The organism is Ochrobactrum sp. P6BSIII, assembly GCF_014138065.1.
Lineage (GTDB): Bacteria > Pseudomonadota > Alphaproteobacteria > Rhizobiales > Rhizobiaceae > Brucella.
In genome coordinates this window covers 311790-336396 of sequence record NZ_JACGXB010000004.1, presented here as the reverse complement: position 1 = coordinate 336396, position 24607 = coordinate 311790, and the positions used below count along the sequence as shown (strand labels likewise).

Sequence of the window (24607 nt, the reverse complement as noted above, 5' to 3'; positions counted from 1 at the left end):
AAACCTCAGGATTTGAATTTTGCTTCAAGGGCAGCGGCAACAACAGCCGGTACGAAAGGCTTGATATCGCCGCCCATCGACGCAATCTGGCGAACCAATGTGGCGGTAATCGTGCGCACGGCAGGATCGGCTGGCAGGAAAACAGTCTGCAATTCGGGCGCCATAGTGCCGTTCATCCCAGCCATCTGCATTTCGTAATCAAGATCGGTGCCATCGCGCAGGCCGCGCACCATCAACTGCGCCTTATGCTTGCGCGCTGAGTCGATCACCAAGCCATCGAAGGAAATAACGGAAATGCGCGCCGCATCACGGCCAAGAACAGCTTTCGCACTCTGGCCGATCAGCTCCACGCGCTCTTCGAAACTGAATAGTGGTTTCTTGCCGGGATGAACGCCAATAGCGACAATAACCTCATCGGCAAGGCGCAGTGCGCCTTTCAGGACATCCATATGGCCGTTTGTCACCGGGTCGAAGGAGCCCGCATAGATCGCGATTGTCATTTCTTCCAGCTAGCCTTTTCTGACAGGATTTTCAACAAGAACCACAGCGATAAGAAAATAGAAACCAAGAAACCAATTGAACGTGACGTGAACGCGGATTTCACAGCAAGTTCACAACCGATTTACCAGAATAGGCGCAAGTTTGGTGCAACCTTTTCGTTTCTGAAGCGTATGTATGCTGAAAGGATATGACGATGATGATCTTTCTTCTGGCATTATCCATGATGGTCGCAATGGCCGCATCGGCAATCATACTGCTCCTTGAGGAGAACGAAGCCAAACGCCAGCGCGTGCGTCAGGTGGCATTCGACCTCAACAGTATCCGCAACATGCGTTCGCGATAATCTGCGTCTTCATGGCTTTTAGTCTCGCCTTATCGGCTTGAGATGAAGCGCCAGAAGAACACATCGCCGTCACGCTAATCTTCTAAATATCTCACACTGAATAACTTAAATATCAGCGTCTTATCGCCGTCTCATCGACGTGATCTGGTTAGAAGACCGCCAATTCCTCCAGTCTTGGCATCTGAAAAAGGCCGATGGTAAAACCATCGGCCTTTTTCGTTGTGCTTGCTCTAGAGCAGTTTCGGTTAAATCGGAATCGTGGAACCGCTCTATCCATTTGTGTTTACGCATTATCCTACGCAAAACCGCTACGCACTTTTGCTGGAAATGCTCTAACCGGACGAATGCGCCCGGCCAGTTTGCCTTATTCTTCGGTAGCAGTTGGGGCTTCGCCCTCGGGAGCGGATTCGCCACCCTCGACGTCGCCATTGCCACCTTCTTCGTCACTTTCCGTTTCGGAAATGCGCTCGACCGAAACGACCTTTTCGCCGTCAGCCGTATTGAAGATCGTGACGCCCTTCGTTGAACGGCCTGCTAGACGAATACCGTCGACCGGCACACGAATAAGCTGACCGCCATCGGAGACGAGCAGGATCTGGTCGCTTGCTTCAACCGGGAACAGCGAGACCAGCTTGCCGATTTCGTCGGTCTTCGACGTATCGGTTGCACGGATACCCTTGCCGCCACGGCCCGAAACACGGAACTCGTAAGACGACGAACGTTTGCCGTAGCCATATTCGCTAACCGTCAGCACGGTCTGTTCGCGTGCCTTCAGTTCCTGATACCGCTCTTCGGAAAGCTCCGCGTCCGTACCGACTTCTTCACCGACAACGACGATATCATCGGCATCGTCCGCACCTTGAGCCCGGCGTTCGGCAATCGAACGCTTGAGATAGGCGGAACGCTGCGAAGCATCAGCATCGACATGGTGCAGGATCGCCATGGAGATGACCTTGTCGCCATCCGCCAGATTGATGCCGCGCACGCCGATCGAGTTGCGGCCTGCGAAGACGCGCACATCGGTCACCGGGAAGCGGATACACTGGCCGCCTGCACAGGTCAGAAGCACATCGTCGAATTCCGTACAGGTATCGACGGAGAGGATTTCATCGCCCTCATCCTCGAGCTTCATTGCGATCTTGCCGTTGCGGTTGACCTGAACGAAGTCCGACAGCTTGTTACGGCGAACCGTACCACGCGTCGTCGAGAACATAACGTCCAGATTTGCCCAGGAATCTTCATCCTCCGGCAACGGCATGATGGTCGTGATACGCTCACCCTGCTGCAATGGCAGCATGTTGATGAGCGCCTTGCCCCGTGACTGGGGATTACCGACAGGCAGACGCCAGACCTTCTCCTTGTAGACAATGCCACGCGAGGAGAAGAACAGCACCGGCGTATGCGTATTGGCGACAAACAGGCGCGTGACGAAATCTTCGTCCTTCGTCGCCATGCCGGAACGGCCCTTGCCGCCGCGACGCTGTGCACGATAGGTCGCCAGTGGCACACGCTTGATGTAACCAGCATGGCTGACAGTGACGACCATGTCTTCGCGGGCGATGAGGTCTTCATCGTCCATTTCCGCGCCACCAAGACCGAATTCGGTCCGGCGTGGCGTGGCGAACTCGTCACGAACGGCAATCATTTCGTCTGTGACAATCGTCATCACGCGCACGCGCGAGCTGAGAATGTCGAGATAATCGCGAATTTCCTCGCCGATCTTGTTCAGTTCGTCAGCCACTTCATCGCGACCAAGCGCGGTCAGGCGCTGCAGACGCAGATCAAGAATAGCACGAGCCTGTTCTTCGGAGAGGTTGTAGGTGTTGTCGTCATTGATGCGGTGACGTGGATCGTCGATCAGACGGATCAGTGGTGCAACATCGGCGGCAGGCCAGCGACGTTCCATCAACTGCTCACGCGCCGTTGTGGGATCTGGCGCGCGACGGATCAGTGCGATCACTTCATCGATATTGGCAACGGCAATTGCCAGACCGACCAACACATGCGCGCGGTCACGCGCCTTGTTGAGCAGGAACTTGGTGCGACGCGTGACAACTTCCTCACGGAAGGCCACGAAAGCGCGCAGCATGTCGAGCAGCGTCAGCTGTTCGGGCTTGCCACCGTTCAACGCCACCATGTTGCAACCGAAAGAGGTCTGCAGCGGCGTATAACGATAGAGCTGGTTCAGCACGACGTCGGCTACGGCGTCACGCTTCAGCTCGACCACAACGCGATAGCCTTCGCGATCAGATTCGTCGCGCAGATCGGAAATGCCTTCGATACGCTTGTCGCGCACCAGCTCGGCCATTTTCTCGATCATCGAGGCCTTGTTCACCTGATACGGAATCTCGGTGATGATAATGGCTTCGCGGTCGCCGCGCATCGGTTCGATTGCTGCACGTCCGCGCATGATCACCGAGCCGCGACCCGTCGTATAGGCCGAATTGATGCCAGCGCGTCCAAGAATAATGCCGCCGGTCGGAAAATCCGGACCGGGGATAATTTCCATGATTTCTTCCAGCTCAATGGCCGGATTTTTAATCAACGCTATGCAGCCATCGATGACTTCGCCAAGGTTGTGCGGCGGAATATTGGTCGCCATACCGACCGCGATACCACCAGACCCATTGACGAGCAGATTCGGGAAGCGCGCCGGCATAACCACCGGCTCACGTTCGCGACCGTCGTAATTGTCCTGGAAATTGACCGTATCCTTGTCGATGTCAGACAGGAGCGCTTCGGTGAGCTTTTCCAGACGGCATTCGGTATAACGCATCGCCGCCGGTGGATCGCCGTCGATGGAGCCGAAATTGCCCTGCCCGTCGACGAGCGGATCGCGCATGGAAAAATCCTGCGCCATACGCACGAGGGCGTCGTAAATCGAGGAGTCGCCATGCGGGTGATATTTACCCATGACCTCACCGATCACACCCGCCGATTTACGGTAGGGGCGATTATAGGCGAGATTCATCTCGTTCATGGCATGAAGGATACGACGATGCACAGGCTTCAGGCCGTCACGCACATCAGGCAGAGCACGGCTCACGATAACGCTCATTGCGTAATCGAGATATGAGCGCTGCATTTCCTCAATAATGGAAATCGGCTCAATACCGCTCGGGCCGCCATTCATATCGTCGGAACCGGGTGGAGGGGTTTGATCTGACACTATTCAGATATCTTTCTCAACAGAATCGATAAAGTCTCTTTATAAAGGAAAGCAGCGCAAAACGCCAATTTCGAGACCGTTTCGGCGGGCTAAATCACTTTTGCAAATCAATGGCTTATAAGATATTCACATAAACATGGCGCAAGCTTGTTGCCCGATCCGGCGCTTTGCATCGACCAACGCGCCTTGATCGTCTAGAATTCAATCATGACAGACCAATGAGAGGGCGACAGTAGCATGGGGTTCTACGATACCGTTTTCAGCGCTTTCGTTACCCTTCTCGTCACAATCGACCCACCCGGTCTGGCGCCGCTGTTTCTGGCGCTCACGCCGGGCATGGATCGAAGTCATCGCGGACAGGTCGCGCTTCGGGCTTCCATCATCGGTTTCATCGTCATGGCGCTGTTTGCCGTGGCGGGTGTGCAGATTCTCGGCATGTTCGGCATTTCCATCGGCGCGTTCCGCGTTGCCGGTGGTTTGCTTCTGTTCTGGATCGCATTTGAAATGATTTTCGAAAAGCGGACGGAGCGTAAGGAAAAGAGCGCTGAAGTCGCCATCACCAAGGATCATATCCGCAACATTGCTGCCTTCCCGCTCGCAATTCCGCTTATTGCGGGTCCTGGCGCGATTTCGGCTATCGTGCTGACGTCGAACTCATTTCACGGCATCGGCCCGCGTGCGGCCCTCGTCGGCGTGATCTTCATCTGCCTGCTCATTACCTATGTCGTGCTTCTGCTTGCAGAACGCGTCGACCGGTTCCTTGGCGAAACCGGTCGATCCATTCTTACCCGCTTGCTGGGCGTCATTCTGGCCGCACTGGCCGTGCAGTTCGTCGCCGACGGCATCAAGACGCTTATTAGTGGTTAGGCCGACTTCTGCGCCTTCTTGCCGATCATGGCGTGGCGCAGCTTGGACGAGAACCAGTCGATAACCGCGACAGCAATCAGGATCATGATGATCAGGAACGAAACGTCCTGAAGGTTCAGAACCTTGATCTGTTCTGCCAGATGCGCGCCGATGCCACCTGCCCCGACGATACCGATGATGGTCGCCGAGCGCGTGTTCGACTCGAAGAAGTAGAGCACCTGACTGCCAATCAGTGGCAGAACCTGTGGCAGCACGCCGAAACGATAGCCGTGCAGGCGGTTACCGCCGGACGAGAGCACGCCTTCGACTGGCTTCTTGTCCGCGCCCTCGATGGCTTCCGAAAACAACTTGCCGAAAGCGCCAAAGTCGGAACAGGCAATAGCCAGAATGCCGGCGAAAGGTCCAAGCCCCACCACCGATACCCAGATCAATGCCCAGATCAGCGTATCGACACCACGAATAGTATCGAGAAAGCGGCGGATGCCGAAATGCAGGAACACGTTCGGGATGATGTTCTTTGCCGCGAGAAAGCCGAACGGAAAGGCAAGAATTGCTGCCAGCAGCGTGCCCAGATAGGCAATGGCGAGCGTTTCCAGCATTGACCAGAGGTACAGGCTGAAACGGCCATTGGACGCCGGGGGCAGCATCATCAGCGCGAAGTCGCCCAACCGGCCAAGCCCGTTCACGATTCGCAGGAACGAGAAATCAAGCCAGTAGAAGGCAAACCACACTGAAGCGACCAGCAACAGGCTAAATATCGCCAGATTGCGCCAGACACGTCCGTTGCCGAAGAGCGAGGCATATTCCGCGCGCAATTCCTTTTCATGCGCATGGGCCTCGCGAGAGAGGCTTTGTGCAATATCAGTCATAATATCCTCCCCTTCAGCCGATGCGGCCCAAAAGCGCGTGACGGACACGCTGGGTGATGAGATCGATCGCGACGATCGTCACAATGATCAGCAGCAGAATGGCGCTGACGTCGCTGTAGTAGAATTGCCGGATCGAGGTGAGCAGTTCCTGACCAATACCGCCTGCCCCGACAAAGCCCATGACGGATGCGCCGCGCACATTGATTTCAAAGCGAAGTAGACCGTAGGAGGCGAAATTGGCAGCGACCTGCGGCAGCACCGCAAAGCGAATGACCTGAAGGCCAGAGCCGCCCGACGCCCGAATGCCTTCGACCGGTCGCATATCGATATTTTCGACCACTTCCGAAAACAGCTTGCCGAGCGCCCCGGTTGTATGAAGCATCAGAGCCAGCACACCGGCCATAGGTCCGAGACCGAATGCAATCACGAACAGCAAGGCGAACACGATTTCAGGTACGGTGCGTAACAGTTCCAGTCCGCGCCGGACGATGAAGCGCACTGTCGAATTGGGCGCCATATTGGAGGAAGCCGCGAATGAAGCGGCAAAAGCAATCGTCGCGCCGATCAGCGTCGCGAGATAGGCGATCAGCAGCGTCTCAAAGAGCATTTTGAGCCAGCCGCCGATGTTCCAGTACCACGCGGCCATGTCGCCCCAGAAATTGGCGATGGTCAGGTCCGGCAGAATGCGGCCGAGATAACTCGTAAAACGAAAGAGATTTTCAACCAGTGTGCCCAGCCGAACATCGGCAACAACAGAGGCAGCTATGGCGATAACAACCAGAGCGAGGAGGAAACCGATACCGTAAAGGCGTCGTTTCCCGACTTCCCTGCGATACTCGGCGAGCAGGCTCTTGGAGCCGCTGCCGTCGAGAGAGGATATCGTCATGCGAGATTCCCTAGCAAAAATGCCCGAAGCGTTTGCGGCTTCGGGCATTTCGATTGTTCTACGGATTAGGACTTGCGTGCCTTGTCGTTGAACTTCAGCATCTCGATGATTGGTTCATAATCCTTGGCTCCGGTCGCCACGAATTCCAGATCCTTGCCATCGGAAAGGGCGTCAAAGCCAGCCTTGTCCTTCTTCGGCATTTCAAGGAAAGCCTGCTTGATGTCAGCCTTCAGCTGGTCAGGCAGCGTGCTGAGCACGGCAAATGGGCCTTCCGGAAGGAAGTCCGACTTGAAGATGACGCGGAAATCATCCTTGGTCAGCGCCTTGCCGTCTGCATCCTTGAGAACGCCGCGGCTGATCATGCGGGTTAGATTGGAATCGTCTTCCGAATTCCAGGAATTGGCGGCAGCGTCAGCAGTTCCCTGAGCGAGCGCCAGAACAGCATTTTCGTGGCTGCCAGCAAAGAAGTTCTTACCGAAGAACGTATCGACGCTATAGCCATCGCGGTTCAGGAAGTAGCGCGGCGCATTGTTGCCCGAGGTGGAGTTCGGGTCGACGAGCGCAATGCTCTTGCCCTTCAGGTCGTCCATTTTCTGGTACGGGCTGTTGGCGCGAACATAAACGACCGAATAATAGCCGTTGACGCCGGTATCGTGACGCTGGTTGACGAGCGGCGTGGTTTCAACGCCAGTCATGACAGCGCGGGCGTAGGAAGCCGGGCCGTAGAAAGCGATCTGGATATTGCCAGCGCGCTGGCCTTCGATAACGGCGGCGTAGTCGTTTGCAACGCGCAGCGTAACCTTGGTGCCGAGTTCCTTGCCGAGATAAGCGGCGAGCGGTGCATAACGGTCGCTGGTGGTCGAGGCGTTTTCAGCCGGGATAACACCCAGAACGATTTCCGGATAATCCTTGCTCCAGTCAGCAGCCTGGGCATGAAAGGTCATGGTAGCGGTGAGCGCAACAGCCGCCAGAAAAGTTCTACGGTTAAGCATAAGTCTCTCCTGTTAATCCTGAGTTTGGAGCGAGTTTTTTTCCGGAGCTTTCGATGCTCAGGCGGAAATCTGGCGCAATGCGGCTTCTGCCGACTGCGGAACCGGTGCAGGCATTGCATCGACCGTGTCGTCACTATCGATAACGTCGGCGGCTTCCATGCCGTAAAGATCGCGCGATGCCATATCGGTGAGCATCGATGGCGTGCCACGGAACACAACCTTGCCAGCAGACATGCCGACGAGGCGGTCGCAATAGTTGCGCGCGATATCAAGTGAATGCAGATTGCAGAGAACCGTGATGCCGTATTCGCGGTTGATACGGCGCAGGGCATCCATGACGCTGCGCGTATTGCGCGGATCAAGCGATGCAATCGGTTCATCGGCGAGGATAATGCGTGGTTGCTGAACAAGCGCGCGGGCAATCGCCACGCGCTGCTGCTGACCACCAGACAGCTCATCGGCACGGTGAGCGGCCAGATGGGCGATATCGAACTGCTGCAGGGCAGATAGCGCAATCAGGCGTTCTTCATCGCTCCAGATGCGTAAGAGCGACTTTGGCGTCGAAACATAATTGAGACGCCCCATCAGCACATTGGTCAGAACGTCGAGACGGTCAACCAGATTGAAATGCTGAAAAATCATCGCGCATTGCGCGCGCCAGTCGCGAAGCCCGGAGCCTTTCAGCCCGGTTACATCGCGCCCATCCCAATGAATAGTACCCTCGGATGGTTCGACAAGGCGGTTGATCATACGCAGAAGCGTTGATTTGCCCGCGCCAGAACGCCCGATAATACCCACAAACGTGCCGGGCTCGATCTCGAGGTCAACCCCCGAAACCGCCACCTTGTCATTATAGCGGCGCGTTACGTTTTTCAGTTGAAGCATGAATTCATCTCCATTCATGCTCACTCTGAATTGCTCCCATGACACTGCAATGAAAGCATCGTGACGTTTTTGTAAATTTAGACGCCACTCGAAGTCTATGGTTTAAGTATTGTTCTCTCTTGGATTTTTATCAGGTGGCGAATGAACGCATTAGTGGATTCAAAGACATCGCCGGAATTGTCTATTATGACAACATCGCCTGCCCCGTCATCGAAGCTCACTTCACGTGAAAGTCGCAAGGCAATTTCGTCTCTGCTCTCGCGTCCACGGCTTGCCAGCCGCTCGGCCAGCACCTCTGGACGAGCGCTGATAACGACCACCGAACGCGAAGGATAGAGCTTGCGCATGTCGTCCAGAACGCGGCGCGAGAGATTGGCAATCACCACGGTTCCGCCATCAATGAGCGTATCGAGCGACTTTGGCAGACCATAATCGAGGCCATGAGCACGCCAATGCAGCGCAAAGGCGCCCTCGCCTGCGGCCTTCGCAAAAGCCACCTCATCCAGACTGTCGTGATCTTCGGTTCCGGGCATTTGCGGGCGCGTGACGATGCGGCGCACAAAGTGAAAACGCGCATCGCCGGCAAGGGCCATGCGCGCGCCATCCATGATCGTATCCTTGCCGGCTCCGCTGGGGCCGACAACGGCAACGAAACAGCCTTTCGGCTGGATATTCTCCATACGCATCAGAGCACCCGCTCGCCTTCACGCCAGACAGTGCGTACCACCGGAATTGCACTTCTGGTGCGTGCTCGTACCAGATCGGCGCGCTTGCCGACAGCAATTTCGCCGCGATCATCCATACGCATTGCATCGGCCGGGTTTTTGCTGACGAGACGGATGGCTTCAGGCAGCCCAATCGGACGTTCGCCAGAAGCAAGCCCGAAAGCCGACTGGATCAGGCTGAACGGGATATAATCCGACGACAGAATATCGAGGCTGCCATTATCCACCAGATCTCGGGCGGCGATATTGCCGGAATGCGAGCCGCCGCGAACAATATTCGGCGCGCCCATCAAGATCGACAGGCCAGCGCCCTTCGAAGCCGAAGCCGCTTCCAGCGTGGTGGGAAACTCCGCAATGCGGACGCCGTGATCGAGCGATTCATCAACATGGGCGCTTGTGGCGTCGTCATGGCTTGCCAGCACGATGCCGCGCGCACCCGACAGATCGGCAATCGCCCGGCGATGCTTGGCCGAATAGGCGTCTGAGTCTGCCATGCGCTTTTCGCAATGCAAACGAAACTCTTCATCATTGAGTTTCAGTTTGCGCATGTAATAGGTCCGGTAGGTTTCGACTTCCGCGAACTGGCGCTGCCCCGGCGCGTGATCCATCAGTGATGCGAGCTTCACCCGATCATCATTTTCGAACAGCGCAAAGCCTTCCAGACAATCGGCTGCGGAAACTTCGCAACGCAGATGCAGGAAATGGTCGGCGCGCAGACGGTTTTCGCGCACGCCGCTTTCAATCGCATCCGCAAGCAGACGCATATCCTTGCCGACGAAGTCGCGATCATAATCGGAACCGACCCGCATCGCATCGAAGACCGTGGTGATGCCCGATGCGGCAACCTGCGCGTCGTGGGCCTGAACGGCGGCATCCACGTTCCAGCGCACCTTGGGGCGCGGCGCATAATGCGATTCCAGCTGGTCGGTATGGAGTTCGATCAGGCCGGGAATGACATAATCGCCATCCATATCTTCGCCACCATTCACGTTGCCCTGATCGATGGCGGCGATCTTGCCGTCGCGGATCAGGATGGAACCGGAAACGACCTCATCGGCAAGCACGATGCGCGCATTTTTGAGAACGATTTCATTCGCCATGAGAAAGCTCTTTCATGACCGCCTCAGCATTGGCGGCAGTTTCATATTTCGAGAGGAAAGTTTCGATATCGAGCGCGCGGAAGTCATCAAGCGCGCCGCGCAGACGTTCATGGCTCCAGTCCCACCAGGCCAGTCGATCGAGACGATTGCCCGTTGCAGCGTCAAAGCGTTCGCGGATGAGACGAGCCGGTACACCGCCGACAATCGTGTAAGGCGCAACATCCTTGCTGACGACAGCGCCAGCGCCGATCACCGCACCATTGCCCACGGTAACGCCCGGCAGAATGGTCGAGCCGTGACCAAGCCAGGTGTCGTGGCCGATCTTCACCGCATTGCCACGACGCCAATCGAAGAACTCGGTCTCATTCTCCGCATCCGGCCAATAATCGCCTGCGCGATAGGTGAAGTGATGCAGGGTCGGACGCCAGGTCGGATGATTGGTGGCATTGATGCGCACATGGCTGGCAATGTTGGAGAATTTGCCGATCTCCGCGCACCAGATTTCGCAATTGATGCCGAGATAGGAGTAATCGTCCAGCACGGTTTCGGAAAGTCGGCTACGCGCGCCGACTTCCGTGTAGCGGCCAAGCTTGCTGCCGCTGACATCCGCCGTTTCGTGAACCAGTGGTTCAACCGAGAGCTTGGTCATGCCGCTGCCCTCGGCGAAAAGGCGGTGACGTCGATGATGCGGTCGGCCACTTCCTCACGCACATCCTCGTCGTGGAAAATGCCGAGCATGGCAACGGCTTCGGCCTTCTTGGCCTTGATCAGATCGACCACAACCGCACGGTTCTTCGCATCGAGCGAAGCCGTTGGTTCGTCCAGTAGCAACACCGGATGATCGGTGATGAAACCGCGAGCGATGTTGACGCGCTGTTGCTCACCACCGGAAAAGGTTGCAGGCGGCAGTGCCCAGAGCCGTTCCGGCAGGTTGAGCTTGGCCAGCAGTTCCCGGGCGCGGTCCAGCGCCATGTCGTGGTCTGCACCGCGAGCAATCAACGGCTCAGCCACGACATCAATCGCAGCTACACGCGGCAATGTGCGCAGAAACTGGCTGACATAGCCAATCGTGTCACGGCGCACGGCAAGCACTTCCCGTGGATCAGCCTTGGCCAGATCGACGGCGCGATCCGCATGGCGGATCAGGATGGAGCCGCCATTCACCGCATAATTGCCGTAGACCATTTTCAGGATCGAGCTTTTGCCTGCACCTGATGGACCGCCCAGCACGGCACATTCACCGGCATTAAGCTCAAAATTCACGCCATGCACGACCGGCAGTTCGATACCGCCCTGCAAATGCATGGTGAAGGTCTTGGTTACGCCGGATACGACCAGTGGCGGCATGGATTGCGAAGCGGATGTTTGCAACATAGACATTTTTCACCTCACGCATGAAGTTCCGCTAATTTGCGAAAAACATGCGATAAATATCTGTTTTAATTGATCTATACCTGCAAGATCGATGATACGAGTAACTGCGTATAAGGCGCTTGCGGGTCATCCAGCACGCGATCCGTCAGCCCTTGCTCGACAATATGACCGTCTTTCATGACCATGATGCGGTGCGACAGAAGCCGCGCTACGGCCAGATCATGTGTCACGATGATGACTGAAAGCCCCAGATCGTTGACAAGCCCGCGCAACAGATCGAGCAGACGCGCCTGCACCGAAACATCGAGGCCACCGGTTGGCTCGTCCATGAACACCAGTCGCGGTGCGGTGACGAGATTGCGAGCAATCTGCAAACGCTGGCGCATACCGCCGGAAAAAGCGCGCGGCTGGTCGTCGATACGGTCAGATGCGATTTCCACGCGGCCAAGCCACTCAGTCGCCGTGGAGCGGATGTTGCCATAGTGGCGTTCCCCCACAGCCATGAGGCGCTCGCCGACATTGGCGCCAGCCGAAACCGTCATGCGCAACCCGTCAGCGGGGTTCTGATGGACAAAGCCCCAATCGGTGCGCATCAGGAAACGGCGCTCGGCCTCGCCGATCTTGTAGAGATCGCGGAATTCGCCATCGCGCATCCGGTATTCAACGGTTCCGGATGTCGGTTCTAGCCGGGTTGCAAGGCTGTTGAGCAGCGTCGTCTTGCCCGAGCCGGATTCACCAACGATTGCCAGAACTTCGCCGGGCCAAAGATTGAAGGAGATATCCTCGCAACCACGACGGCTGCCATAGAACTTCGAAAGGCTGTTCACTCTCAGCAGAGGTTCGTCACTCATCTTACCGTTTCCTTGGCTGCAGCCTCGTTATTGGCGGCCAGATGACCGAAATGGCCTTTTGCCTGACGGTCTTCGCAATAGTCGGTGTCCGAGCACACGAACATCGAGCCGCCGCGATCATCCAGCACAACTTCATCCAGATAAACGCCCCTTGCGCCGCAGAGCGCGCAAGGTTCCTTGAACTTCTGCACTTCAAACGGATGATCCTCGAAATCGAGGCTCACGACCTGCGTGTATGGCGGAACCGCATAGATGCGCTTTTCGCGACCTGCGCCGAACAGCTGCAAGGCAGGCGACATATGCATTTTCGGATTGTCGAACTTCGGCGTCGGCGATGGCGCCATCACATAGCGACCTTCGATCATCACCGGATAATCATAGGTCTTGGCAATCTGGCCGTGACGCGCAATGTCTTCATAAAGCTTCACATGCATGAGGCCATATTCGGCGAGCGCATGCATCTTGCGCGTTTCAGTTTCGCGCGGTTCCAAAAAGCGCAGTGGTTCCGGGATCGGCACCTGATAGACGATCACCTGCCCTTCGGTCAGCGGATATTCCGGAATACGGTGGCGCGTCTGGATGATCGTCGCCTCGCCGGTGCTGGTCGTCACGGCTACATCAGCGGTCTTCTGGAAAAACGCCCGGATCGAAACGGCATTGGTGGTGTCGTCTGCGCCCTGATCGATGACTTTCAGCACATCGTCCGGCCCAAGAATGGAAGCCGTCACCTGCACGCCGCCCGTGCCCCAGCCATAAGGCATCGGCATTTCGCGGCTGGCAAAAGGCACCTGATAACCGGGCACCGCAATGGCCTTCAATATGGCGCGGCGGATCATTCGCTTCGTCTGTTCGTCCAGATAGGCGAAATTGTAATTGGCCAGATCGCTCATTCTGCGGCCTCCTTCGCTTGACCTTCCATTGTGCCTTCAGCCTCGCTCTGCGTTTTCTCATATTCCGCACGCATGCTGCGGATGAGTTCGAGTTCAGCCTGGAAGTCGACGTAATGCGGCAGTTTCAGGTGCTCGACGAAGCCGGTCGACTGCACATTGTCGGAGTGGGAAATGACAAATTCCTCATCCTGTGCCGGCGCGGTCACGTCTGTATCGAATTCCCGAACCCGCAAGGCGCGGTCACAGAGCGACATGGACATGGCCTTGCGCTCACTCTGGCCGAACACCAGACCATAGCCGCGTGTGAATTGCGGCGGCTGCTTTGCCGAACCCTTGAACTGGTTGATCATCTGGCATTCGGTCAATTGCACCCGGCCAAGCGAGACGGCAAAGCCCAGCTCAGGCACGTCGAATTCGACCTCCACTTCGCCAATGCGAATTTCGCCGACGAAAGGATGGGTGTTGCCATAGCCGCGCTGGGTGGAATAGCCGAGTGCGAGAAGGAAGCCTTCATCGCCGCGCGCCAACGCCTGCAAGCGCAGATCGCGTTCCATCGGGAATGTCCACGGCTCGCGCGTCAGATCGCCCGGCTCATGGCCTTCCGGCAGAGAGCCATCGTCTTCGATCATGCCGTTCACGCCGAGAATATCAGTGACGCGAGGCGTCTCTTCCTTCTCGGTTTCGCGCGCTTCAGGCTCCGGTACTGCAACGTCGCCAGCCAGATCCGGATCGAGAAGACGGTGGGTGTAGTCGAAAGTTGGACCAAGCAACTGGCCGCCCGGAAGATCCTTATAGGTCGCGGAGATGCGTCGCTCGATCAGCATCTGTCCGGTTTCCATCGGGCGGGAATAGCCAAAGCGCGGCAATGTGGTGCGATAAGCACGCACGAGGAAAATGGCCTCGATCAGATCGCCTCGCGATTGGCGCACGGCAAGTGCGGCCAGCTCACGATCATAGAGCGAACCTTCTGCCATTACGCGATCAACGGCCAACGCAAGCTGTTCGACAATCTGTTCCAGACGCAGTGCAGGCACCGCACGATCACCACGGCGGCGATCATCGAGAAGCCGGTGGGCGTTACGGATGGCTGTTTCGCCACCCTTTACGGCAACATACATGTTCAGCCCTCCAGTTTGGTTATGCGCGTGGTGCGCGGAAATGCGATGACAGCAACGTCACTCACCAGAACCAGATCAATGCCCAGCGGAAATTGCGCGCCGTTGTCACGCCATTGCGCAACGAAGTCCTGCGGAAGACCATTGATGTGAACTTCCCGATCACCGTCAATGCCGGGTCCTTTCAGAACAAGGCCCTGCCCGCTTTCACAGGACTTGACCGCCAGAACCACCGTCGTCGAACGATCAGGAAACTCCGGCAGCCCTTGCGAGAATTCTGCCAATGCTGGCAACAGCGAAGCATCGGTAACCAGTGCGAATTGTGCGGAAGCCGAGTGGTCCACCTGCGGCGCGCCGGTTTGAAAGGTCAGCCAGGCTGTGATGTCTGCATTGGCTGCAATAGCGCTGTCGCACCAGACGGTGGCGTCGTGGTCGAGCAAGGTGGCCGCGATGACGCCCAGTTCCGGTGTCAGCGGCAGCGGCGGCATGGCTGCACGCGCCAGAGCATAAACGCGGCCCGGATTAGCCATCGCATGCATGACCGCATGAAAGGCCGATTGGGCGTCCGTGACCGGATTGGCGAGACCGCCTTCAAAGGCCGGAGATGAATGGGGTGAAGAATGAAGCATCAATTGTCTCCCCGAACCATGGTGAAGAAGTCAACTTTGGTAGCAGCGGCTTCGCTGCGCAGCTTTGCGTCGGCCTGCTCCAGCCGGTTGCGCAAGACATCGAGGACCTGACGTTCCACCGCGTCGCGGCGCTCTTCGTCGATCCAGAGTGCATCGAACAGAGCGGCCAGCCGCGCCTTTTCCTGATCGCGACCGAGCGCATAGGAATGCCCGACCGAACCATCGGCCAGACGCACTGTGGCGCGGGTCACCGTCGCCTCACCAACATTGAACGGCGCGCCGCCGCCGCCGATACGGCCGCGCAGCATTACCAGTCCGGTTTCCGGACCACGGAGAATTTCGAAATCGGGCTTGTCCGACCATTCCAGCCAGAAAGCTTTCAGCTCTTCGCCGCTCGCCTGCGCAAGCGTTGCCATGCTGGCCTGACGTGCAGCCTGCATCACATCAAGCGCCATACCGTTTCCGGACTTGTCATTGCTGGCCGAGGCGTGGATCCCACCGGCGGCAGTGCCTTTGCCTGCCTTGGGCTCTGTCGTTTGCATGAGCTTTTCCGCCCTGTTTCAATCCTGTTGACTTGCTTCGTATATTTGTCTATTTATCTAGACAACCATACAATAACAGAATTATTACCCCCTGCCAATGACAGGACGATGACGGTTGATGACAAAGACCAAACGAATTGAACGAAACAGCGGCGTGGCGATCTGGCGGCAGATTGCCGACGAAATACGCGGCGACATCATGGCCGGAAAACTTCAGTCCGGTGCACGCATGCCTGCCGAGATGGAACTGGCGGATCGTTTCGGTGTCAACCGTCATACGGTACGTAGCGCCATCGCGGCACTGACACAGGAAGGTGTTCTCCGCGCTGAACAGGGCCGCGGCACATTTGTCGCCAATGCCAAGCGCCTGACCTACCAGATCGGGCAGCGCACCCGTATTTCTCAATCGCTGGGCACGCAGGCCAGCGAAGTCAAAGGCATATTACTCAGCAGCGGCACCGAAGTTGCGAGTGCTGACATAGCGGACGCCTTGGGCATCGCTGTCGGCAGCGAAATCACAAAACTTGAAACCGCGCATAGTGCGGATGGGCGGCCGGTATCGCGTGCAACGCATTGGGTGGATACGGCGCGTTTTCCCGATTTTGCCGCCGACTATGCTGAAAATGGATCCATTACCTGGGCGCTCCGGAAGGCAGGTATCGAGGATTATTTCCGTAAATCGACAACCATATCGGCCCAACATGCTGATTCAGATGATCTGAAACATCTAAAGCTTTCACCTGGGGCCATTGTACTGATGGCACGTGCCATCAATGTCGACACAGATGGTCACCCGATCCAGTATTCGCTGACCCGCTTTTCTGCTGACCGTATGGAGTTTTCAATCGAGACTTACCAAGCGAATGAAATCATAAATAATATTACTAATCAGAGAGATAACACGAATACATAATGTTCTGATTTAAAAGACAATCAAGCCAAAATGAAACGGGCGCTTAAAGCGCCCGTCAAATTCATCAAAATGGAATTTCGTCGTCGAGATCGCGGGAGAAACCGCCGCCACCGCCGCCGCCCGAAGAAGACGGGCCGGACGAACCGAAATCACCGCCGCCGGAATAATCCGACATCTGGTTGCGTCCACCGCCGCTGCTGCCACGGTCAAACGAACGGCCCTGATCGCCGCCTTCGCCACGGCTGTCGAGCATCTGAAGCTCGCCACGGAACTTCTGCAACACAACTTCCGTCGAATAACGCTCGTTGCCGTTCTGGTCCTGCCACTTGCGGGTCTGGAGCGCGCCTTCGATATAAACCTTGGCGCCTTTTTTCAGATACTGTTCTGCGACCTTGGCAAGGTTTTCGTTGAAAATGACAACGCTGTGCCATTCGGTGCGGTCCTTGCGTTCGCCAGACTGACGATCACGCCAGCTTTCCGATGTCGCAATACGCAGATTGGCAACCACATCGCCTGAGTTCAGACGACGAATTTCCGGATCGGCACCAAGATTGCCGACCAGAATGACCTTATTGACGCTACCAGCCATCGAAAATCCACTCCGGGTCTCATTCGCGTCTCTTCGGATATTTCTACCCCGACAAGAGCGCTTACCAAAAGAAGGATCAGGCGCATGAATTGCGCCATCACCTGAAACTCATTCATTTACCTTACAGGACTGACGCGTGGAGCGCTCAATTCCAGTACAGCGAAATGTCAATGTCCACAGAGTTTATGTTCTTGTTTTGTTCAAAATGCAAGCATTTTGCATCATCAAAAACTGCTCCTCTCCCAATTTTCAGAAAACTGTGTGGGTAAATTTATGCGGCTTTCTGAGCTTTAAAAACCACTCGTTGGTCCAGCCGAACTCCAACAACCTTGCACCGGTCATCTCGACAAGAAAAAGCCCCGCCGCTCACTGTTTCTTTGGCGCGCGGGGCTTGGGGTTTGAGCAAAGCTCGTATGTCGGCATTAATTCGTCGACAAAATCTTTCGGAACTCGAAGGCGCGCGGCCATTCGTTTTCCGCGCATATATAAATTGTCGGCAATCGAACTTCTTATCAACGATGCATGGTTCCTTGCGAAAAAATGCATCCGCGACCAAGATCGACTGTGCTTTCATCTGTGTGAAAGCTAGGCAGTGTAGTCAGGTGGACTCATGCTCCTTTACCTCCCTACCGGATTTTCCCGCTTCCTGCGAACCTCTTGCCGATATCGCGTCATCCCTCCGCAATACCTCTCCGCTAGCAGCGAGTAACCAAAGTGTGCTCCTGTCAGGAGTGACAGTCAACGCTCTTGCGTTCACATTTCGTATCGCCTATCAGAAGGCTGGTTGTTCGATATTTGTTCCGGTGCTACAAGAGCGCAAATTAGGATGACCTACCCCCTTCTTCTTTGGAGGGCGTCGCCCCATATTACGGGATTGGCGCGGCAGCATCAGAGCCGAAGCCAGTCTATCCATGGCATCACGAAGCAGGCAGGACGCGGAATGAGCGATCAGAAATTCATTTCCATACGTGGCGCGCGCGAGCACAATCTTAAAAATGTCGATCTGGATTTGCCACGCGACAAGCTGATCGTCATGACGGGCCTTTCCGGCTCGGGCAAGTCGTCGCTTGCCTTCGACACCATTTATGCAGAAGGCCAGCGCCGCTACGTGGAAAGCCTCTCGGCCTATGCGCGCCAGTTTCTGGAAATGATGCAGAAGCCGGATGTGGACCAGATCGACGGTCTGTCGCCTGCCATTTCCATCGAACAGAAGACGACGAGCCGCAATCCGCGCTCGACTGTCGGCACCGTTACGGAAATCTACGACTATATGCGCCTTCTTTTCGCGCGTGTGGGCGTGCCCTATTCGCCAGCGACCGGTCTCCCCATCGAAAGCCAGACCGTCAGCCAGATGGTCGATCGCATCATCGCGCTGGAAGAAGGTACGCGTCTGTACATTCTGGCGCCAATCGTGCGCGGGCGTAAAGGCGAGTACAAGAAGGAACTGGCGGAGCTTCTCAAGAAGGGTTTTCAGCGCGTCAAGGTTGACGGCACGTTCTATGAGATTGCCGATGCTCCGGCACTCGACAAGAAATACAAGCACGATATCGATGTGGTGGTCGACCGCGTTGTCGTGCGTCCTGACCTCACCTCGCGCCTTGCGGACAGTCTCGAAACCTGTCTGAAGCTCGCCGAAGGTCTGGCTATCGCAGAATTCGCCGACAAGCCGTTGCCACCCGAAGAAACGGCGGAAGGTGGTGCAGCCAACAAGTCGGCCAACGAGACCCACGAACGCATTCTGTTCTCTGAAAAATTCGCCTGCCCTGTTTCCGGCTTCACCATTCCGGAAATCGAGCCGCGTCTTTTCTCGTTCAACAATCCCTTTGGCGCCTGCCCGACCTGCGACGGTCTCGGTACACAGCAAGCCATCGATCCGAATCTGATTGTTCCCGATGAAAGCGCTGCGTTGAAAGACGGAGCGATTGCGCCTTGGGCGCGGTCGTCCTCGCCTTATTACAATCAGACGCTGGAAGCGCTGGGCAAGGCCTATGGCTTCAAGGTTGGTACTCGCTGGTCTGATCTGTCCAAGGAATCGCAGCACGCCATTCTTTACGGCACAGACGGCAAGGAAATCACCTTCCAGTATGACGACGGCCTGCGTTCTTATCAGACCACGAAGCCTTTTGAAGGCGTCATTCCCAATCTCGAGCGCCGCTGGAAGGAAACTGATTCTGCCTGGTCGCGTGAAGAGATTGAACGCTTCATGTCTTCGACGCCCTGCCCGGCTTGCAACGGCTATCGCCTGAAGCCGGAAGCGCTGGCCGTGAAAATCGGTATGAAGCATATCGGCGAAATTACCGAAATGTCGATCCGCAAGGCTGATGCCTGGTTCCGCGATGTCGATGGCAGCTTCAACGACAAGCAGCGGGAAATTGCAGCGCGCATCCTCAAGGAAATCCGCGAGCGCCTGCAGTTCCTCAATGATGTCGGCCTCGATTATCTGACATTGGCGCGTAATTCAGGCACGCTATCGGGTGGTGAAAGCCAGCGTATCCGCCTCGCCTCCCAGATCGGCTCTGGTCTGACGGGCGTTCTCTATGTGCTGGACGAGCCGTCCATCGGCCTGCATCAGCGCGATAATGCCCGCCTGCTGGACACGCTTCGTCATCTGCGCGATCTCGGCAATACGGTCATCGTGGTGGAGCATGACGAAGACGCCATCCTGACGGCGGACTATGTGGTGGATATCGGTCCGGCTGCCGGTGTCCATGGCGGCAAGGTGATCGCACAAGGCACGCCAAAAGACGTGATGTCCAATACCAACTCGCTGACCGGCAAATATCTGTCGGGCGTCATGGAAGTTGCCGTTCCATCGGAGCGCCGCAAGATTTCCAAGACCAAGCGCATCCGTGTTGTCGGTGCACGCGGCAACAATCTGAAAAATGTTTCGGCGGATATTCCGCTGGGCACTTTCACAGCCGTGACAGGCGTTTCGGGCGGCGGCAAGTCCACCTTCCTGATCGAAACGCTGTTCAAGGCTGCTTCGCGCCGCATCATGGGCTCCCGCGAGCATCCGGCAGAACATGATCGCATCGAAGGGCTGGAGTTCCTCGACAAGGTGATCGATATCGACCAGTCGCCGATTGGACGCACGCCGCGCTCCAATCCGGCAACCTATACCGGCGCTTTCACGCCGATCCGCGATTGGTTCGCTGGCCTGCCGGAAGCCAAGGCGCGCGGCTATCAGCCAGGTCGCTTCTCCTTCAACGTGAAGGGTGGACGCTGCGAGGCCTGTCAGGGCGACGGTGTTATCAAGATCGAAATGCACTTCCTGCCGGATGTGTATGTGACCTGCGATGTCTGCCACGGCAAGCGCTACAATCGTGAAACGCTGGAAGTGCTGTTCAAGGGTAAGTCCATCGCCGATGTGCTAGATATGACCGTTGAAGAAGGCGCAGAGTTCTTCTCCGCCGTGCCCGCCGTGCGCGACAAGCTGGAAACACTGGTCAAGGTCGGCCTCGGCTATATCAAGGTCGGGCAACAGGCGACGACGCTTTCGGGCGGTGAAGCTCAGCGTGTGAAGCTCGCGAAGGAACTGTCGCGCCGCGCAACCGGACGCACGCTCTATATCCTAGACGAGCCAACCACTGGCCTGCATTTCCATGACGTAGCAAAGCTGCTGGAAGTGCTGCATGAGCTGGTCGAACAGGGCAATACGGTGGTGGTGATCGAGCACAATCTCGAAGTCATCAAGACAGCCGACTGGGTGATCGATCTTGGCCCTGAAGGCGGTGACGGCGGCGGTGAGATCGTTGCTGTGGGGCGTCCGGAAGATATCGTGAAGGAAAAGCGCTCTTATACCGGCCATTTCCTCAAAGAACTGCTGGAGCGACGCCCCAAGCGGAACTCAGAGGCTGCGGAGTAAGCGCAGCTCAATAGTGAAGATACGAAAAAAGCCGGGTCTAGCGCCCGGCTTTTTTCATAGGTACTCCGACGCAGAAGTTTCCAAATTACGGGCCTTCCGATCTGCTTCCTGCCAACTGCACTCAATCCTGTCCGGCAGATCATCCAACACGACACCGAAATCCGAGACTCCAAAATACAAGGCACGGATACCCTAAACCTCAGAGCTTATTCTGATTGGTAAGCCGTCATGTTCAAACGAACGGGATATCACCGCAGAAAAGAAAAAAGCCCGGACGAGCCGGGCCTTCTCGACAGCCGCTCACGTTCATCACGCAGCGACCGAAATCTTACCTTCACACACAAATGCTTCGAAAAGCCTTCCGGCTTTCCGAGATTATGCATTAGCCGTTAACGGCATCCTTCAGGCCCTTGCCGGCCGAGAACTTCGGCACGTTGCGAGCCGGAATAGCAACTTCCTTGCCGGTCGACGGATTGCGGCCGGTCGAAGCTGCACGGTGCGAAACGGAGAAAACGCCGAAGCCTGGCAGGCGGACTTCTTCACCAGCCTTCAGTGCGCCGGTGACAGCAGCGAGCACGGCGTCAACAGCCGTACCGGCATCAGCCTTCGTCAAACCGCCCTTTTCCGCGACTGCGGCAACCAATTCGTTCTTGTTCATTGGCATTTCCTTTCTTTACCTACCGGAACGGATAACGTGACCGGATTGGGCGGAGTTTATTCGAAACGCTCGCCAAACCAAGCCTGTCAATGTCAAAAAAGCCCGGTTTTCTGGGGTTAAACACAGAAATGCCGGGCTTTTGGCCCGGCATTTCGTTTGTTGGTCGTCTTATCGACTGTCAATGCGCTGTTGTAGCGCCTGCTTCATCGTCAACCGCAGGCACGTTTGCAGGTGCTTCGGGCTCAGTCCACTCGATTGGTTCGGGCTGACGCACGAGCGCGTGCTTCAGCACTTCACCAACGCGAGACACCGGAACGATCTCAAGATTGTTCTTCACATTGTCCGGAATCTCCGCCAAATCCTTGGCGTTTTCTTCCGGGATCAGAACCTTCTTGATGCCACCGCGCAGAGCCGCGAGAAGCTTTTCCTTCAGGCCGCCAATCGGCAGAACCCGACCGCGCAGCGTCACTTCACCGGTCATCGCAATATCCTTGCGAACCGGAATACCGGTCAGCACGGAAACGATGGTCGTGACCATGGCGATACCGGCGGACGGACCGTCCTTCGGCGTCGCACCTTCCGGCACGTGAACGTGGATGTCGCGCTTGTCGAACAGCGGAGGTTCGATGCCGAAATCAACGGCCCGCGAGCGGACATAGGATGCCGCAGCGGAAATCGATTCCTTCATCACGTCACGCAGGTTACCCGTGACGGTCATGCGGCCCTTACCGGGCATCATGACACCTTCGATGGTCAGCAATTCGCCGCCAACTTCCGTCCATGCCAAGCCGGTAACAACACCGACCTGATCTTCGCCGTCGATCTGACCGAAGCGGAAACGCTCGACACCCAGATAGTCGGAGAGATTCTTGTCGGTGATCTTCACCGACTTCTTCTTCGACTTCAGGATTTCGGTGACTGCCTTACGGGCGAGAGTCATCATCTCGCGCTCAAGGCTACGTACACCGGCTTCCCGGGTATAAAGGCGGATCACATTGCGCAGTGCATCGTCAGTGAGCGAGAACTCCTTCGGCTGCAAAGCATGGTCCTTGATGGCCTTCGGCAGCAGGTGCCGCTTGGCGATCTCCAGCTTTTCGTCCTCGGTGTAACCGGCGATACGGATGATCTCCATACGATCCAGCAACGGACCAGGGATGTTCAGCGTATTGGCGGTCGTCACGAACATGACGTTGGACAGGTCATACTCAACCTCAAGGTAATGATCCATGAAGGTTGCGTTCTGTTCCGGATCCAGCACCTCGAGCATTGCCGACGACGGATCGCCGCGGAAATCCTGGCCCATCTTGTCGATTTCATCGAGCAGGAAGAGCGGGTTGGACTTCTTCGCTTTCTTCATCGACTGGATGACCTTGCCGGGCATCGAGCCGATATAAGTGCGGCGGTGACCGCGGATTTCAGCTTCGTCACGCACGCCGCCAAGCGACATACGCACATATTCACGACCGGTGGCCTTGGCGATGGAGCGCGCAAGCGAAGTCTTACCCACGCCGGGAGGTCCAACGAGGCAGATGATCGGGCCCTTGATCTTGGTCGAACGAGCCTGCACCGCGAGATATTCGACAATGCGTTCCTTGACCTTGTCGAGACCGAAGTGATCATTGTTGAGCACTTCTTCCGCAAAGTTCAGGTCCTGCTTGACCTTCGACTTCTTGCCCCATGGAATGGACAGCAGCCAGTCGAGATAGTTGCGCACAACCGTTGCTTCGGCAGACATCGGGCTCATGGTGCGCAGCTTCTTCAGCTCAGCCTGGGCCTTTTCGCGTGCTTCCTTGGAAAGCTTGGTCTTGTTGATGCGTTCTTCCAGTTCAGCCGCTTCATCGCGACCGTCCTCGCCGTCACCAAGCTCCTTCTGGATCGCCTTCATCTGCTCATTGAGATAATATTCGCGCTGAGTCTTCTCCATCTGGCGCTTGACGCGCGAGCGGATGCGCTTCTCAACCTGCAGAACCGAAATTTCGGCTTCCATGAAGGAAAGAGCCTTCTCAAGACGCTCACGCACCGAGAGAATGGACAGCATTTCCTGCTTTTCAGGAATCTTGATCGCGAGATGCGAAGCAACCGTATCGGCAAGCTTGGAATAATCGTCGATCTGGCTGGCAGCGCCAACCACTTCCGGCGAAATCTTCTTGTTCAGCTTGACGTAGTTTTCGAAGTCGGAAACCACCGAACGGGCAAGCGCCTCAATCTCGACGGCATCTTCTTCAGGCTCCGGCAGAGCCGCAGCATAAGCTTCGTGATAGTCTTCGCGATCCGTAAACTTGGAAATCTTGGCGCGCGCTGTGCCCTCGACCAGCACTTTTACGGTGCCGTCCGGCAGCTTCAAAAGCTGAAGCACATTGGCAATCGTGCCAATTTCATAAATCGCGTCTGGCGCCGGATCGTCATCGGCGGCGTTCTTCTGGGTCGCAAGCAGTATCTGCTTGTCGACGCCCATCACTTCTTCCAGAGCGCGAATAGACTTTTCGCGTCCGACAAAAAGCGGAACGATCATGTGCGGGAAGACCACAATATCGCGCAACGGAAGAACGGCATAAAGCCCGTCTGCACCGCCCGCTTCCGATCCACCCATCGGGGTCTTGTCTTCAATACCCGTCATAACTCAAGTCCTTTCTCAGGCCTTTCGACCCGACTGCCGCGCCGGCGCCCCCTTTCATCATGAGGCAGGTCGCACAGCGTGCTTCGGTTCATACTTGGAGAGCCACGCCCAGCAATTCAATAGCCAGTATCGGGGCGGCTTTCATAGAATCGTTAACTATCCTGCGCCGTCCTGGCAATTTGCACAATATGCCGCTTCGGATATGCCCCGATACAAGAGCGTTGAAC

General features: G+C 56.5%; 22 protein-coding genes and 1 pseudogene. 5 read left to right on the top strand and 18 right to left on the bottom strand.

Annotated features, from left to right (window positions below; all coding sequences use genetic code 11):
- Positions 1-5 precede the first annotated feature (5 nt).
- Positions 6-500: a pantetheine-phosphate adenylyltransferase gene (gene coaD / locus FHW00_RS07990; RefSeq protein ID WP_078338614.1), complete on the bottom strand. Its 495-nt coding sequence runs from the start codon at positions 498-500 to the stop codon at positions 6-8.
- 194 nt (positions 501-694) lie between these two features.
- Between coaD and FHW00_RS07985 the strand changes: the two genes are divergently transcribed.
- Positions 695-844 carry a hypothetical protein gene (locus FHW00_RS07985; RefSeq protein WP_171058747.1) on the top strand — a complete coding sequence of 50 codons (150 nt, stop codon included), beginning with the start codon at positions 695-697 and terminating at the stop codon, positions 842-844.
- A 364-nt stretch (positions 845-1208) separates the two neighbouring features.
- On the opposite strand, the gene gyrA is transcribed toward FHW00_RS07985, so the two are convergent.
- On the bottom strand, positions 1209-3977 hold the full coding sequence (gene gyrA, locus FHW00_RS07980) for a DNA gyrase subunit A (protein WP_078338613.1): 2769 nt from the start codon (positions 3975-3977) through the stop codon (positions 1209-1211).
- 273 nt (positions 3978-4250) lie between these two features.
- On the opposite strand from gyrA, the gene FHW00_RS07975 reads away from it, so the two are divergent.
- On the top strand, positions 4251-4880 hold the full coding sequence (locus FHW00_RS07975; RefSeq protein ID WP_078338612.1) for a MarC family protein: 630 nt from the start codon (positions 4251-4253) through the stop codon (positions 4878-4880).
- Here the strand turns inward: FHW00_RS07975 and phnE (FHW00_RS07970) are convergent.
- From phnE (FHW00_RS07970) to phnG, 13 genes are all read right to left on the bottom strand, one after another.
- Entirely contained in the window at positions 4877-5749 is an 873-nt protein-coding gene (phnE, locus tag FHW00_RS07970; protein ID WP_078338611.1) for a phosphonate ABC transporter, permease protein PhnE, read from the bottom strand. The genes FHW00_RS07975 and phnE (FHW00_RS07970) overlap by 4 nt on opposite strands.
- Before the next feature lie 13 nt (positions 5750-5762).
- Complete coding sequence (gene phnE / locus FHW00_RS07965; RefSeq protein ID WP_078338610.1) at positions 5763-6635, bottom strand: phosphonate ABC transporter, permease protein PhnE; 873 nt, start codon at positions 6633-6635, stop codon at positions 5763-5765.
- Positions 6636-6700: 65 nt separating this feature from the next.
- Positions 6701-7627: a phosphonate ABC transporter substrate-binding protein gene (gene phnD / locus FHW00_RS07960; RefSeq protein WP_078338609.1), complete on the bottom strand. Its 927-nt coding sequence runs from the start codon at positions 7625-7627 to the stop codon at positions 6701-6703.
- A 57-nt stretch (positions 7628-7684) separates the two neighbouring features.
- Complete coding sequence (phnC, locus tag FHW00_RS07955; RefSeq protein WP_078338660.1) at positions 7685-8512, bottom strand: phosphonate ABC transporter ATP-binding protein; 828 nt, start codon at positions 8510-8512, stop codon at positions 7685-7687.
- A gap of 95 nt (positions 8513-8607) precedes the next feature.
- A complete protein-coding gene (gene phnN / locus FHW00_RS07950) occupies positions 8608-9192 on the bottom strand; it encodes a phosphonate metabolism protein/1,5-bisphosphokinase (PRPP-forming) PhnN (RefSeq protein ID WP_078338659.1) in 585 nt (194 codons plus the stop codon).
- 5 nt (positions 9193-9197) lie between these two features.
- Positions 9198-10337, bottom strand: coding sequence for an alpha-D-ribose 1-methylphosphonate 5-triphosphate diphosphatase (locus FHW00_RS07945; RefSeq protein ID WP_078338608.1), 1140 nt, complete (start codon positions 10335-10337; stop codon positions 9198-9200).
- A complete protein-coding gene (locus FHW00_RS07940) occupies positions 10327-10986 on the bottom strand; it encodes a DapH/DapD/GlmU-related protein (protein ID WP_078338607.1) in 660 nt (219 codons plus the stop codon). Before FHW00_RS07940 ends, FHW00_RS07945 begins: the two co-directional genes overlap by 11 nt.
- Positions 10983-11717, bottom strand: a complete 735-nt coding sequence (phnL, locus tag FHW00_RS07935; RefSeq protein WP_445557922.1) for a phosphonate C-P lyase system protein PhnL — start codon at positions 11715-11717, stop codon at positions 10983-10985. The genes FHW00_RS07940 and phnL overlap by 4 nt, the downstream gene beginning before the upstream one ends.
- Before the next feature lie 68 nt (positions 11718-11785).
- Complete coding sequence (phnK, locus tag FHW00_RS07930; protein ID WP_113533564.1) at positions 11786-12562, bottom strand: phosphonate C-P lyase system protein PhnK; 777 nt, start codon at positions 12560-12562, stop codon at positions 11786-11788.
- Positions 12559-13452, bottom strand: coding sequence for an alpha-D-ribose 1-methylphosphonate 5-phosphate C-P-lyase PhnJ (locus FHW00_RS07925; protein ID WP_078338606.1), 894 nt, complete (start codon positions 13450-13452; stop codon positions 12559-12561). Before FHW00_RS07925 ends, phnK begins: the two co-directional genes overlap by 4 nt.
- Positions 13449-14570: a carbon-phosphorus lyase complex subunit PhnI gene (locus FHW00_RS07920; RefSeq protein ID WP_078338605.1), complete on the bottom strand. Its 1122-nt coding sequence runs from the start codon at positions 14568-14570 to the stop codon at positions 13449-13451. The genes FHW00_RS07925 and FHW00_RS07920 overlap by 4 nt, the downstream gene beginning before the upstream one ends.
- Before the next feature lie 2 nt (positions 14571-14572).
- Positions 14573-15196 carry a phosphonate C-P lyase system protein PhnH gene (phnH, locus tag FHW00_RS07915; RefSeq protein ID WP_078338604.1) on the bottom strand — a complete coding sequence of 208 codons (624 nt, stop codon included), beginning with the start codon at positions 15194-15196 and terminating at the stop codon, positions 14573-14575.
- Complete coding sequence (gene phnG / locus FHW00_RS07910; protein ID WP_113533601.1) at positions 15196-15651, bottom strand: phosphonate C-P lyase system protein PhnG; 456 nt, start codon at positions 15649-15651, stop codon at positions 15196-15198. The genes phnH and phnG overlap by 1 nt, the downstream gene beginning before the upstream one ends.
- 202 nt (positions 15652-15853) lie before the next feature.
- On the opposite strand from phnG, the gene phnF reads away from it, so the two are divergent.
- Positions 15854-16651 (top strand): phosphonate metabolism transcriptional regulator PhnF, encoded by a 798-nt coding sequence (phnF, locus tag FHW00_RS07905; RefSeq protein WP_176168313.1) that lies wholly within the window; start codon positions 15854-15856, stop codon positions 16649-16651.
- Positions 16652-16715: 64 nt separating this feature from the next.
- Here phnF and ssb read toward each other — a convergent pair whose 3' ends face one another.
- Positions 16716-17240 (bottom strand): single-stranded DNA-binding protein, encoded by a 525-nt coding sequence (ssb, locus tag FHW00_RS07900; RefSeq protein WP_078338601.1) that lies wholly within the window; start codon positions 17238-17240, stop codon positions 16716-16718.
- 633 nt (positions 17241-17873) lie between these two features.
- Here ssb and FHW00_RS24520 point away from each other — a divergent pair.
- A pseudogene (locus FHW00_RS24520) lies at positions 17874-18070 on the top strand (hypothetical protein).
- A gap of 110 nt (positions 18071-18180) precedes the next feature.
- Positions 18181-21105, top strand: coding sequence for an excinuclease ABC subunit UvrA (gene uvrA, locus FHW00_RS07890; RefSeq protein WP_078338600.1), 2925 nt, complete (start codon positions 18181-18183; stop codon positions 21103-21105).
- Between the two features lie 382 nt (positions 21106-21487).
- On the opposite strand, the gene FHW00_RS07885 is transcribed toward uvrA, so the two are convergent.
- Together FHW00_RS07885 and lon are read right to left on the bottom strand one after the other, a co-directional pair.
- The gene (locus FHW00_RS07885) at positions 21488-21763 is read right to left on the bottom strand and encodes an HU family DNA-binding protein (RefSeq protein ID WP_006470422.1); all 276 of its coding nucleotides are present in this window, start codon (positions 21761-21763) and stop codon (positions 21488-21490) included.
- A 178-nt stretch (positions 21764-21941) separates the two neighbouring features.
- Entirely contained in the window at positions 21942-24380 is a 2439-nt protein-coding gene (gene lon, locus FHW00_RS07880; protein WP_078338599.1) for an endopeptidase La, read from the bottom strand.
- Positions 24381-24607 lie beyond the last annotated feature (227 nt).